This is a genomic window from Arthrobacter sp. YAF17 (assembly GCF_052113365.1).
Lineage (GTDB): Bacteria > Actinomycetota > Actinomycetes > Actinomycetales > Micrococcaceae > Arthrobacter.
Genome location: NZ_JBFRDB010000001.1, coordinates 543585 through 556273 on the forward strand (window position 1 = coordinate 543585; position 12689 = coordinate 556273).

14 protein-coding genes are annotated in these 12689 nt (G+C 68.2%); 4 read left to right on the top strand and 10 right to left on the bottom strand.

Annotated elements, in window-relative coordinates; all coding sequences use genetic code 11:
- Positions 1-12: 12 nt before the first annotated feature.
- Genes ruvC through pdxT form a run of 3 tightly spaced genes read right to left on the bottom strand, consistent with a single transcriptional unit; the run spans position 13 to position 2057 of the window.
- Positions 13-600 (bottom strand): crossover junction endodeoxyribonuclease RuvC, encoded by a 588-nt coding sequence (gene ruvC, locus AB4Y67_RS02540; protein WP_441404231.1) that lies wholly within the window; start codon positions 598-600, stop codon positions 13-15.
- Positions 597-1352, bottom strand: coding sequence for a YebC/PmpR family DNA-binding transcriptional regulator (locus tag AB4Y67_RS02545; RefSeq protein WP_224046648.1), 756 nt, complete (start codon positions 1350-1352; stop codon positions 597-599). Before AB4Y67_RS02545 ends, ruvC begins: the two co-directional genes overlap by 4 nt.
- Before the next feature lie 3 nt (positions 1353-1355).
- Positions 1356-2057, bottom strand: coding sequence for a pyridoxal 5'-phosphate synthase glutaminase subunit PdxT (pdxT, locus tag AB4Y67_RS02550; protein WP_441404232.1), 702 nt, complete (start codon positions 2055-2057; stop codon positions 1356-1358).
- A 92-nt stretch (positions 2058-2149) separates the two neighbouring features.
- Here pdxT and AB4Y67_RS02555 point away from each other — a divergent pair, with 92 nt between their 5' ends.
- Both AB4Y67_RS02555 and AB4Y67_RS02560 read left to right on the top strand, forming a co-directional pair.
- A complete protein-coding gene (locus AB4Y67_RS02555) occupies positions 2150-3454 on the top strand; it encodes a MurT ligase domain-containing protein (protein WP_441404233.1) in 1305 nt (434 codons plus the stop codon).
- Positions 3451-4248, top strand: coding sequence for a type 1 glutamine amidotransferase (locus AB4Y67_RS02560; protein WP_441404234.1), 798 nt, complete (start codon positions 3451-3453; stop codon positions 4246-4248). Before AB4Y67_RS02555 ends, AB4Y67_RS02560 begins: the two co-directional genes overlap by 4 nt.
- A gap of 27 nt (positions 4249-4275) precedes the next feature.
- Here AB4Y67_RS02560 and AB4Y67_RS02565 read toward each other — a convergent pair whose 3' ends face one another.
- Complete coding sequence (locus AB4Y67_RS02565) at positions 4276-4926, bottom strand: hypothetical protein (RefSeq protein ID WP_441404235.1); 651 nt, start codon at positions 4924-4926, stop codon at positions 4276-4278.
- A gap of 142 nt (positions 4927-5068) precedes the next feature.
- Here AB4Y67_RS02565 and AB4Y67_RS02570 point away from each other — a divergent pair, with 142 nt between their 5' ends.
- Positions 5069-5557, top strand: coding sequence for a GNAT family N-acetyltransferase (locus AB4Y67_RS02570; protein ID WP_441404236.1), 489 nt, complete (start codon positions 5069-5071; stop codon positions 5555-5557).
- A gap of 20 nt (positions 5558-5577) precedes the next feature.
- On the opposite strand, the gene AB4Y67_RS02575 is transcribed toward AB4Y67_RS02570, so the two are convergent.
- The 3 genes from AB4Y67_RS02575 to AB4Y67_RS02585 form a co-directional block, all read right to left on the bottom strand.
- Positions 5578-6426, bottom strand: a complete 849-nt coding sequence (locus AB4Y67_RS02575) for an alpha/beta fold hydrolase (RefSeq protein ID WP_441404237.1) — start codon at positions 6424-6426, stop codon at positions 5578-5580.
- A 77-nt stretch (positions 6427-6503) separates the two neighbouring features.
- Positions 6504-6770: a hypothetical protein gene (locus AB4Y67_RS02580; RefSeq protein ID WP_441404238.1), complete on the bottom strand. Its 267-nt coding sequence runs from the start codon at positions 6768-6770 to the stop codon at positions 6504-6506.
- 3 nt (positions 6771-6773) lie between these two features.
- Entirely contained in the window at positions 6774-8057 is a 1284-nt protein-coding gene (locus AB4Y67_RS02585; RefSeq protein ID WP_441404239.1) for a CapA family protein, read from the bottom strand.
- Positions 8058-8139: 82 nt separating this feature from the next.
- On the opposite strand from AB4Y67_RS02585, the gene AB4Y67_RS02590 reads away from it, so the two are divergent.
- Complete coding sequence (locus tag AB4Y67_RS02590; RefSeq protein WP_441404240.1) at positions 8140-10152, top strand: M3 family metallopeptidase; 2013 nt, start codon at positions 8140-8142, stop codon at positions 10150-10152.
- 202 nt (positions 10153-10354) lie between these two features.
- On the opposite strand, the gene pdxS is transcribed toward AB4Y67_RS02590, so the two are convergent.
- From pdxS to AB4Y67_RS02605, 3 genes are all read right to left on the bottom strand, one after another.
- On the bottom strand, positions 10355-11281 hold the full coding sequence (gene pdxS, locus AB4Y67_RS02595) for a pyridoxal 5'-phosphate synthase lyase subunit PdxS (protein ID WP_441404241.1): 927 nt from the start codon (positions 11279-11281) through the stop codon (positions 10355-10357).
- A 171-nt stretch (positions 11282-11452) separates the two neighbouring features.
- Positions 11453-12091, bottom strand: a complete 639-nt coding sequence (gene pgsA, locus AB4Y67_RS02600) for a phosphatidylinositol phosphate synthase (RefSeq protein WP_441404242.1) — start codon at positions 12089-12091, stop codon at positions 11453-11455.
- A complete protein-coding gene (locus tag AB4Y67_RS02605) occupies positions 12081-12686 on the bottom strand; it encodes an HIT family protein (protein ID WP_441404243.1) in 606 nt (201 codons plus the stop codon). Before AB4Y67_RS02605 ends, pgsA begins: the two co-directional genes overlap by 11 nt.
- Positions 12687-12689: the final 3 nt, after the last annotated feature.

The following is a 12689-nucleotide window of genomic DNA, read 5'->3' on the forward strand; positions in this document are numbered from 1 at the left end:
TCTGCCGGACATTCAGCGCGCCCGGCGCGCTTTGGCCTCGGCGTCCGCCCAGGCCCGTTGGGCCGGCGTCAGCGACTGGCTGCCCGGTCCGGTCGCGACCGAGCCCTTAGTGGTAGTCCCGCCGCCGGCCCGCCACGCATGGGTGATGGCCAGCGCCAGGGCGTCGGCGGCGTCGGCCGGTTTCGGCGGCGCGTCGAGCCGGAGGATCTTGGTGACCAGCTTGGTGACGGCGTCCTTGTTGGAGGTTCCGCTGCCGGTGACGGCGGCTTTGACTTCCGAGGGGGTGTGCAGTGCCACCGGGATGCCGCGGCGGGCCGCGGCTGCGATCACGACGCCGGAGGCCTGGGCGACGCCCATCACGGTGCTGACGTTGAGCTGCGAGAAGACGCGTTCGACGGCGAGGACGTGCGGTTCGTACTTGTCCAGCCACTCGTCGATGGAGGTGGCGATGACCAGCAGGCGCTGATCCAGGCTTTCCTCCGGTGAGCTACCGACGACGCCGAACGCCACCATGGTGGCGCGGCGGTTCTTCTCGACGTCCACGACGCCGATCCCGCAGCGGGTGAGGCCCGGATCGACGCCGAGGACGCGAAGGGTCACTCCGCTTCCAGTGCGGCCTGCACTTCGTCGCTGAGGTCGGCGTTGCTGTAGACGTTCTGCACGTCGTCGAGCTCTTCGAGCGCGTCGACGAGCTTCATGAACTTCTTGGCGGCGTCGAGGTCCAGCGGCACCTGCATGGAGGGAACAAATTCGGCCTCGTCGGTGTCGTACTCCATGCCGGCTTCCTTGAGCGCATCGCGGATGGCCTGCAGGTCGGTCGGCTCGGAGTGGATCTCGAAGCTGTCGCCGTTGTCCTTGACTTCCTCGGCGCCGGCGTCGAGCACTGCCATCAGGACGTCGTCCTCGCTCAGTCCGTTCTTCGGCAGCGAGACAACGCCCTTGCGGGAGAAGAGGTAGCTGACCGAACCGGGATCGGCGATGGTGCCGCCGTTACGGGAGATCGCGAGGCGTACTTCGGAGGCTGCCCGGTTCTTGTTGTCCGTCAGGCATTCGATCAGCAGCGCCGAGCCCTGCGGGCCGCGGCATTCGTACATGATCTCGGTGTAGTCCACGACTTCGCCGGTGAGGCCGGCGCCGCGCTTGATCGCGCGGTCGATGTTGTCAGCGGGGACCGAGGTCTTCTTGGCCTTCGTGACGGCGAGTTCCAGGCTCGGGTTGCCGGCAAGGTCCGGACCGCCCATGCGTGCGGCGACTTCGATGTTCTTGATCAGCTTGGCGAACGACTTGGCCCGGCGGCTATCGAGGATGGCCTTTTTGTGCTTGGTCGTCGCCCATTTGGAGTGGCCTGACATGCTTTACGCTTCTCCTCTGATCATTCGGATAAACAATTCGTGCACGCGCTTCTCCCCCGTCACTTCCGGGTGGAAGGAGGTGGCCAGCAGCTTGCCGGAACGCACAGCAACAATTCTAGCCGTCCCGGCCAGCGCCTCGGGGTGGGACGCCTTGGAGGGCTCCACTTCGGCGAGGACCTCCACGCCGTCGCCGACGCGTTCCACCCATGGTCCGCGGATGAAGACCGCATGGACAGGGGCCACGCCGTTGTCGGTGGCGCTGAAGCCGAGGCCCYTGAAGTCCAGGTCCGTCTCGAAGGATTCGCGTTGCCGGCCGAAGGCGTTCCGGCGCACCGTGATGTCGAGGCCGCCGAACGTCTGCTGCGGGTTGCCGGCGAGGTCCTTCGCGGGGTCGGTGATCTCATCCGCGAGGAGGATCATCCCGGCGCAGGAGCCGTAGACCGGCAGTCCGGCCTGGATGCGTTCGCGCAGCGGGTCGCGGAGCCCGAAGGCCCGGGACAGCTTGTCGATGGTGGTCGATTCGCCGCCGGGAATGATGAGTCCGTCGAGGCCGTCGAGTTCAGCCGGCCGGCGGACGCCGATGCCCGTGGCACCGGCGGCTTCCACCGCGTGGAGGTGTTCGCGGAAGTCGCCCTGGAGAGCCAGGACGCCGATCCGCAGCCCTGTTCCCACGCGGGAAGAAGGCTCGGAAGAGGGGTTGGTCATCCGAACAGCATAGTGCTCGACGCCCCGCACGGGGGCACGCGGCGCCGCCTCCCGGCGGGCTTCCATGCCGCCGCTGGGATATATTACAAAGCATGTTTTACTTCAGCGTTCCGCTCGGCAAGTTCGTTCGCCGGGTCTCCCGGCTCAGGGGCGGAGGCTCTGCCCTTCCCGGGCTGGTCGTCGAAAAAATCGACCCCGGCTTCATGCGCAGGACGCTGTCCACGCTGCCCCACGGCGTCGCCGTCGTCAGCGGCACAAACGGCAAGACGACCACCACAAAGATGGTGGTGGAGCTGCTCGAGAGCCAGGGCCTGAAGGTCTTCACCAACCGCACCGGCAGCAACTTCACCCGCGGTGTGGCCGCTGCGCTGCTCGGCGAGGTGGACTGGCGGGGACGGCTGGACGCCGACGTCGCCGTGCTGGAACTGGACGAGGCCCACGCGGTGCATTTCGTCAACCAGGTGCCGCCGCGCTACTGCCTGCTGCTCAACGTGCTGCGTGACCAGCTGGACCGTTTCGGCGAGATCGACAAAACGGCGCAGCTGCTGCAGCACATCGCCGCCAAGACCACGGGAACCGTCGTGCTGAACCGGGAGGACCCCCGCGTCGCCCGGATCGCGCAAACCCTCGACGGGCCCGACGTCCTCTACTTCGGCCTCGACGACTCGCTGCTGAGCACCTTCCCGAACGACGACGAGTTGCGGGCGGCCCCCGGCAGCCCGGTGCCGCCGGCTCCGCCCAAGCCGCACGCCGACGTCGTGCTCCGCCGGGTGGGTGCGGCGGACGCGGACTTTGAGTACGACGGCGCCACGGCCACGACGGCCATGAAGCTCCGCGGCGTCTACAACATCTTCAACGCCGCCGCCGCGCTGACCCTGGCCCGGGCCATTGCGGTTCGGGACACCGGGCAGGGAACGACGGCACTTGCCGACAACGACGGCCTTCTGGAGGCCCTGGCGCAAGTGGCGCCGGCGTTCGGCCGCGGTGAGAGCCTCGTCGTCGACGGCCTGCCGCTGGACCTGGTGCTGGTGAAGAACCCCAGCGGCTTCCGGCTGGGGCTGAAGTCCTTCCCGGCGGCCGGGTACGCCACGATGATCGCGATCAATGACAACTATGCCGACGGCCGCGACATGTCCTGGCTCTGGGACGTCGAGTTCGACACCCTTCGCGAGGGCGGCGTCGACCAGCTGAGCGGCTCCCGCGCGTACGACATGGCGCTGCGCCTGCAGTACGACGACGTTGCGATCGGCGCCGTGAACACCGAGATCGCCCCCGCGCTGGCGACCTTCATCAGCGGCGCCAAGGACAAACCCAAGCGGATCTTCTGCACCTACACAGCGATGCTGGCCATCCGCCGCGAGCTGTCCAAAATCACCACAGTGGAGGTGGTCTCATGACCCCCCAGCCCGATTCCGACCAGTCCAAGCTTTCCTTCGGGCACGTGCTTCCGCCCGAGGAATCCCCGGAACCCGGCAAGGGAACCATCCGGGTCCTGCAGCTGTACCCGCGGGACATGAACATCTACGGCGACTGGGGCAACGCCCTGGTGCTGGCACAGCGGCTGCGCTGGCACGGCTACACTCCCGAGCTGCTTGAGTACAACGTCGGCGACGAGTTTCCGGCGGACATCGACCTCGTCGTCGGCGGCGGCGGGCAGGACAGCGGCCAGCTGGTCATCCAGGACGACCTGCTGTCGCGGGAGGCCGTCCTGAAGGACCTGGCCGAGGACGGCACGCCCATGCTGGTGATCTGCGGCCTGTACCAGCTGTTCGGGAAGTTCTTCAAGACCCGGACGGGGTCCGTCATCCCGGGGATCGGCATCCTGGACGTGGAGACCCACGGAACCGACGAGCGGCTGATCGGCAACGTGGCGGTGTCCACCGGCGAGTTCGGCACCGTCCTGGGGTACGAGAACCACAGCGGCCAGACCACCCTCGGCCCGGGCGTCTCAGCGCTGGGAACCACCGCCAAGGGCACCGGCAACAACAGCAACGACGGCCAGGAAGGCGCCCGGTACCGGAACATCGTGGCGAGCTACCTGCACGGATCCCTGCTGCCGAAGAACCCTGCACTGGCGGACTTCCTCATCCGGACCGCCGTCGAACGCAAGTACGGCAGCTTCTCCCCCGGCACGCCGGACGACTCCTACGCCGTCCTCGCCCGCGAACACGCCTCCCGACGCCCGCGCTGAGCCGACGGCGGCGACGGCAGGGCGCCGTCAGCCGACTGCCGTCAGTATCGCCCACCCGGCGGCGATGATCCCGACGATGATCGCCGGCCGGTTCCATGACGAGCTGACGATGCCGGAACCACCCGTCAAACCCGCAATCCGCGCATCCTGCCAGGCAGCGACGATGGCATCCCGGCCGGTCGTCGTCTCTTTCTGGCTGATGCGCTCATTGCCCGGGAGGATGCTGAGCGGCCGGCTTTTCAGGTCGCTGACGTGGTCGAATCCGGAGCCGAAGGCACCCGGCGGCGTCGGGGCGCCCCAGCTGACGTACCGCCGTCCCGCGGCCCTGACCACCACGGTGTAACGGACCTCGACGTCGTCGACCGCGGCGAAAGGTATCCGGTGGTCGCGGAGTCCGTTGACGAGCTCGAACCCGTCCGCGTCTGTCCGGAGGAGCGGCCGCCACTGCGCCACGTAGACGAACCACGACGCCAGGAACAGCCACGGCGCCGCCTCCATGGCAGCCTCCGTTCTGCCGGCCAGCACCAGCCATGCCAGTACGACGGCGGCGCCCAGCCACACAGCGACGGCGACAGGCCGCGCAGATCCTGCCCGGTGTGTTTTGCCTCCCGACGGGGAGCCCGAGCTTCCCGGCGAGTGGTTCCGGCTGTTTGTGCCGCTGTTGTCTATCGTTCGCAATGGATCCCCCACCATCGGCCAACCGGCCGCGGCCAGTCCGGCCGCGTTGGGCCCAGCATAGTGCCGACAGCCGCCGTCGGACGCGAAATCGCGGGACAGCGGCGGGGGGGGCGGCGCGGTCCGGCGCCCCCGCAGTATCCCGATGATCCGGATTGACCGTGACAGCCCCGGCCGCGCGGACGTTGAGCAGCTCCTGAGTGAGCACCTCGCCGACATGTTCGCCACCTCGCCCGCCGAAAGCGTGCACGCCCTCGACCCTGCGGCGCTCTCCGGACCAGACGTCGCATTCTGGACCGCGCGCGAGGACTCGGGGGTGCTTGGCTGCGGTGCGCTGAAACTGCTCGAACCCGGCGAGTCCAAGACCAAACAAGGCGAAATCAAGTCGATGCGGACCGCGGCCCACGCACGGGGCCGCGGCATCGCCACGCTCCTGCTGGCCCACATCCTGGCCGAGGCCCGGCGCTGCGGTTATCACCGCCTGTATCTAGAGACCGGAAGCCAAGACTTTTTCGCCCCTGCACGCCGGCTGTACCAACGCCACGGGTTTAGCGTTTGCCCGCCCTTTGCCGGCTACGGGGAAGACCCGAACAGCGTCTATATGACCCTCGATCTGGGCCCGGCCGGAGGTTAGCCCCGCACGCCCAAGTTCACTCAGGCCGGGTCTCTGCTGCGGGCGGCGTACTCCAGCACGTCGCGGGCGATGCGTCCGCTGGAGGCGGCCCGGAGATGCCCCTTCCCCTCGTACCAAACGAGGGTGCAGTCCGGGATGAGCCCGGCCGTTTCGTGGGCGACATCGCGGGGGAAGAATTGGTCGGAGCCGCCACAGATCAGCAGCACGGGCCGCCGGATCAGCGGGAGCACTGCCCTGGAGTTGAAGGTCATTTCGCCCTGCACTTCGGTGAGCACATCCTGAGCGGGGAAATCGGCTCCGCTGAGGAGGCGCCGGCTGATCAGGGGCCCGATCAGCCGCCGCAGCCACATCATCCGCCGACCCGGCAACAGATACTCGGCGAAGACCGTGCCGGCCCCGTTGGTGTCACCCCCCGCCAGGGCCGTGGCCATCCGCGAATCGACGTCCTTGCCCCAGTCGCTCAACTCAGCGGCCGTGACCACCATGGCGATGTGACCGAAGGAGTCAGGGTGCCGCGCGGCCAGGTACTGCCCCACCATCCCGCCAAATGACTCCGCCACGACCAGGTCGACCCGCCCGCCGAACTGTTCGGCTATCAGCCGGGCGTAGTCGTCCGCGATGCCCGCAATCGTGTGCTCCGGCGGCATTCCCCGGCGGCGGGTGACAACCCAGACAGCGTAACCGGCGCGGAGAAAGCCATCGAACTGCCGCCGGATCACTCCTCGGAACATTCCTTTGGGAACCGTGCTGCCGGGGCCTCCCTGGATGAAGAGGAGCGTTTTCGGGCCGTTGCCCCATTTCAGGTACTCCATGCCGTTCGGGAACCTCCCGTTCCGGGGTTCCCGGTCCGCCGTCGATACTTTGCCCACGAAAGCCTCCTGTCCTCGTCTGACAGGGCTGACTTCTTGAGCGCCCGCGTCACCATCACGGTATTCGCCGGCCGGTATCAGGGCAAGATCCGCTGGCCCTCCGACGGTTCCGGTTCCTCAAAGATCCCGGCCAGTTGCCGGACGTCCGCCTCCCCGAGCCGGTGTGAACCCGCCTCACACCTCCCGGCGCGGCCGGCCGCGCTTTCGATGGAAGCCTGCAGCGGTGTCCGCACATAGTGGACGACGACGGCGGCGCCGGCCGCCTCTGCTTTGCCGGCGCCCGGGAGGCCGCACAGCAGGTGGACGGTCGAGTGCACGGGCGCCGCCCGCCGTCGTTCTTCCAAACCCTACGGTTCCTTGGTGATGAGCAGTTCGTGGGCGCCCGCAGCCGCGGCCCCCATCGACTCGACCACGGTCTGGGTGCGCTTACGGGTGGCAGCGTCGGCCGCGGCACTCGCGCAGGTCCCCTGCGGGGCATCGGACGCCACCGAGCACCAGCGGTACGGTCCGCGGACAATCACCGACGGCGCCCAGACCAGGTCGGAGGCGGTCCACTTGCCTGCCGCGTCCTCGCTGAACTGGACCCGGACCAGCAGACCCTCGTTGTTCACCCTGTAAGTCGGTGAGAGCTCCGTGATCCCGTTGCCCAGGCCGTAGACAATCCAGGTTCCCTTGTAGTGCTCGATCGGCAGCACCGAGTGCGAGTGGTGGCTGTAGATCATGGTGAACTGCCCGCTGTCCGCGAGGGCATGCGCAACGCTGGTCTGCTCGGCGTTGGGCACACTGGAATACTCGTCGCCGGCGTGCATCGCGGCCAGCACGATGTCCGCACCGAGATCCCGGGCCTTCTTCGCCTTGGCGATCATAACGTCGGGGTCGAGCATGTCCACCTGCCAGGCAGCCTCCGGGACCTGCCCGTTCAGACCGTACGTCRCACTGATCACGGCGATCTTGGCCGCGGCGGTCTGCAGGATCAGGACGCCTTGGGAATCGGCCTCGGTCCGGTAGGCGCCGGTGTGCTGCACCCCGGCGGCGTCGAGCGCATCCAGCGTGCGGACCAGCCCGGCGGTTCCGCGGTCGACCGTGTGGTTGCTCGCCGTCGTGCAGGCCTGGTAGCCGACCTGCCGGGTGGCGGTGATGATCTGCGGCGGAACATTGAACGAGGGGTACGCGGAGAAAGGCCCGGCGGGTCCGGCCACTGGTGTTTCCAGGTGGCAAACGGCGAGGTCGCTCTTCTCGATGTACGTGCGCTGGCCCTCGAGCAGCGGCCCGAAGTCCAGCCCCTTGGCGCCGGTGGCCAGTGCGTCCGCGCGGGCCTGTTCCCAGAGCTGGGCGTGGACCAGCATGTCCCCGGTGACCACGACCGAGGCGCAGCGCTCGGCCGCGCAGCCCGGACCCTTCCCCGGCGTCGGGGTCGGGGCCGCCGTAGGAGTGCTCGACGCCGGCGCTGTCGTCGATGCTGCCGGCCCGGTTTCTGCCGGCCCGGCGGTGGTGCCGGCGGCCGCCGGGGAGCCCGACGCACTGTTATCCGGACCGGCGCCGACGCTGCAGGAGGCCACAGAAGCCGCGAGGGAAACCGCTGCGGCGGCGGCGAGAAGGCGGACTCGCAGCCTTGGGGTGATGGTACGCATGGCGCCAATCCTACGGTGGCGGCGGTCACAACACGCGCGGCAGGCCGTTGAGAACTCACCGCCGACATGAAAGAGTTATTTCATGACCAATCCCCTGATGAGCCCCAGCCCCCTGCCGTTCGGCCTGCCGCCGTTCGCGGACATCGCCTCCGGGCATTACGCCGAAGCCGTCGAGGCCGGCCTCGCCGAGCACCTCGCCGAGATCCAGGCGATCGTGGACACGCCGGAGCCAGCCACTTTCGAGAACACCGCACTGGCCATGGAGCGGTCCGGGCAGCTCCTGCAGCGTGCGGCGGCGTCCTTCTTCACCCTCGTCTCTGCCGATGCCTCGGACGCCATCCGCGACCTCGAGACCACACTGTCCCCGCGGTTCTCCGCCCACCAGGACGCCGTCTACCTCAACCGCGGGCTGTTCGAACGGTTCGCCGCCGTCAACACCGACACGCTCGACGCCGAATCCGCCAGGCTCGTGGACGAGTACCTCAAGGAGTTCCGCCAGACCGGCATCCAGCTCGACGACGCCGGCCAGGAACGGCTCAAGGCCGTCAATGCCGAGCTTTCCCGGCTGGGCACGGAGTTCGGCCAGCGGGTGAAGGAAGCGATGAAGTCGGCCTCGCTGCTGCTCGACGACTCCGCCGACCTCGCCGGCCTGCCCGCCGACGATGTTGCCAGCGCCGCGGAAGCCGCCCGCACCGCCGGGCACGAGGGCAAGTTCCTGCTCACCCTTATCCAGCCCAGCAACCAGCCCGCCCTCGCCGCCCTGGACAACCGCGACGTCCGCCGCCGCCTGTACGAGGCCTCGATCGGCCGCGGCAGCGACGGGGGTTCCTTTGACGTCCTGGACCTGGTCAAGGACATGGTCCGGCTCCGTGCAGAGAAGGCCTCCCTCCTCGGTTTCGCCAACTACGCCGAACTCGTCGTGGACCAGCAGACCGCACCGGACTTCGCCGCGGTGCAGACCATGATGAACCGGCTCGCGCCGGCAGCCGTCCGGAACGCCGACGCCGAAGCGGAGGCGCTGGCTGAAGTCGCCGGCCACCCCCTCGAAGCCTGGGACTGGGCCTACTACTCCGCGAAGGTCAAGCGCGAACGGTACGCCGTGGACGAGCAGGCTCTGCGCCCCTACTTCGAGCTGGACCGCGTCCTCAACGACGGTGTCTTCTTCGCCGCCAACGCGCTCTACGGCATCACGTTCCACGAACGCGGCGACCTCGCCGGCTACCACCCGGACGTGCGCGTCTGGGAGGTTCGCAACTCCGACGGGACCGAGCTGGGCCTGTTTTTGGGCGACTACTACACCCGCGAATCCAAGCGGGGCGGAGCCTGGATGAACTCCCTCGTGGAACAGTCCGGGCTGCTCAACACCCGGCCCGTGGTGATCAACAACCTCAACATCTCTAAGCCGCCGGCCGGCGAACCTACGCTCCTGACGCTGGACGAACTCCGCACCACGTTCCACGAATTCGGCCACGCCCTGCACGGTCTGTTCTCGTCGGTTACGTACCCCCGGTTCTCCGGCACGGCCGTGCCGCGGGACTTCGTGGAGTACCCCTCGCAGGTGAACGAAATGTGGATCATGTGGCCGGCAGTCCTCGCCAACTACGCACGCCACCACGCCACCGGCGAGGCGCTGCCGCAGGAGGTGGTGGACAAGCTCGACGCCGCGCAGCTGTGGGGCGAGGGCTTCGGCACCACCGAGTACCTGGGTGCTGCCCTGCTGGACCTCGCCTGGCATGTGCTGGGCGGGTCCGATGTCCCCGATGACGTCCTGGAGTTCGAGGCCAAGGCACTCGCCGCGGCCGGCGTGGCACACCACCTGATCCCGCCCCGCTACCGCACCGGCTACTTCCAGCACATCTTCGCCGGCGCGGGCTACGCCGCGGGCTACTACTCCTACATCTGGAGCGAGGTGCTCGACGCCGAAACGGTGGAATGGTTCAAGGAGAACGGCGGGCTCACCCGGGCCAACGGCGACTTCTTCCGCGCAGAGCTGCTCTCCCGGGGCAACAGCCGCGACCCGCTTGATTCCTTCCGGGCCTTCCGCGGCCGCGACGCCGAACTGGAACCGCTGCTGAAGCGCCGCGGCCTCGACTAAGCAGCCCCAACGACGAGTCCGGCCCGCCACCTGGATAGGTGACGGGCCGGACTCGTTCAATCAGGAGCGGAAGGCGCAGGGCGGTGTGATCCGGCAGCGTGCGTAAAAGGGGCCCCGCGCCCCAACCAGCAGCTCAGCTGCCAACGAGGCGCGGGGAATAGCACGCAGAGGATCGCGCCGTCAGGCGCCGGAGGAACGCGAGTTACCAGCCGCGCTGGGCGAGGCGGTGCGGCTCGGGGATCTCGTCCACGTTGATGCCGACCATGGCTTCGCCCAGGCCGCGGGAGGCCTTGGCGACTTCTTCCGGGTCGTCGAAGAAGGTGGTGGCCTTCACGACGGCGGCGGCACGCTGGGCCGGGTTGCCGGACTTGAAGATGCCGGAGCCGACGAACACGCCGTCGGCGCCGAGCTGCATCATCATCGCGGCGTCGGCCGGGGTGGCGATGCCGCCGGCGGTGAACAGCACGACGGGGAGCTTGCCGGTGGAGGCCACTTCCTTGACCAGTTCGTACGGGGCCTGCAGTTCCTTGGCGGCGACGTAGAGCTCGTCCTCGGGCAGGGCGGCGAGCTTCTTGATCTCGGCGCGGATCTGGCGCATGTGGGTGGTGGCGTTGGAGACGTCGCCGGTACCGGCCTCGCCCTTGGAGCGGATCATGGCCGCGCCCTCGTTGATGCGTCGCAGGGCCTCACCGAGGTTGGTGGCGCCGCAGACGAAGGGAACGGTGAAGTTCCACTTGTCGATGTGGTGGGCGTAGTCGGCCGGGGTCAGGACCTCGGACTCGTCGATGTAGTCCACGCCGAGGGTCTGGATGACCTGGGCTTCGACGAAGTGGCCGATCCGGACCTTTGCCATAACGGGGATGGACACGGCAGCGATGATCGCGTCGATCATGTCCGGATCGGWCATGCGGGAGACGCCGCCCTGGGCGCGGATATCGGCGGGAACGCGTTCCAGCGCCATGACTGCCACGGCTCCGGCATCTTCAGCGATGCGGGCCTGCTCGACGTTGACGACGTCCATGATGACGCCGCCCTTGAGCATCTCCGCCATGCCGCGCTTGACGCGGTTGCTGCCCGTAACGCTCTTCGCGGACGCGCCGGCTTCGCTGCTTACATCAGGTGTAGACACAAAAACCCCTATGGGTAGATAGATGACCTCGCCGGATCGCGGACGGCACACAAATGCCGCGTCGCACACACCGGATTACCGGATCCATTGGCCGGTAGTGCTAATACTAGTCCCCCGCCGCGCCCGGCTGAATTCCGGTTACACCCCGCGGGACAGGCCGAAGCCGCGCGCTCAGGCGGCCTGTCCGGTCGCGGTCCCCTCGGTCTCCTCGAGCGACTGCCGGCGGACTGTGATGATCCGCTGGATGACCGTCACCAGGCTTGCGGCGGCCAGCAGGCACAACGTTCCGAACAGCACCACCGTGGGCAGGCCAAGGCCGGTGAAACCGGTGACCACCAGGACCGACACCAGCCGCTCGGCACGCTCTGCGATGCCCACGTTGGCCTGGAAGCCCAGCGCCTCCGCCTTGGCGCGGGCGTACGAAACCACCATGCCCAGGACAAGGCAGACGACGGCGGCAATCGCTACTGCGGCGTCGTCGCCCCCGGTGAAGAACCAGACCGCGACGCCGGCGAACAACGCCCCGTCGGCGACGCGGTCCAGGGTGGAATCCAGGAAATTGCCCCAGCGGCCTCCGCCCTTCTGCATCCGCGCCATGATCCCGTCGATAACGTCGGAAAAAATGAAGGCGGTGATGAAGAGGGTGCCCCACCAGAGCTGGCCCAGCGGGTAGAACACCAGCGCACCGACCACGACGCCGAGGGTGCCGACGATGGTCACGGCGTCCGGGGACACCCCGATCCGGAGCAGCCAGCAGGCAAGCGGGGAGAACAGCGCGGTGAAGAACCCGCGCGCGTGCCTATTCAGCATCAGTCRCCCCGGCGGTGGCCTGCGGCCAGGCTTCCGCGACCTGCTGGCGGACCTCGCCCAGGGTCTGCGTGATGGCCTTGGTCTGGGCGATGATCGGGAAGAAGTTCCCGTCCCCGCCCCAGCGCGGCACCACATGCTGGTGCAGGTGACCGGCGATCCCCGCGCCGCCGGTCACGCCCTGGTTCATGCCCAGGTTGAAGCCGGTGGGGTTGGCGACCTTGCGCAGCACACGCATGGCCGTCTGCGTCAGCTCGGCGAACTCCGCGGTCTCCTCCACGGTCAGGTCCGTGTAGTCGGGAACGTGCCGGTACGGGCAGACCAGCAGGTGGCCCGGGTTGTACGGGAAGAGGTTGAGCACGACGTAGCTGGTCCGCCCGCGGTAGACGATCAGTGAATCGTCGTCCTCCCGTTCAGGCGCCACACAGAACGGGCAGTCGTCCACGTTCTTGAACTGGTGCTGCCCGCCCTTGATGTAGGCCATCCGGTGCGGAGTCCACAGGCGCTGGAACGCGTCCGGCACCCCGGCCAGGCCAAAGTCGTCGGTCACGCCGTCGTCCCCCGGATACTCCGGAGCGGCCCCTGTGGTTTCCTGCACGTG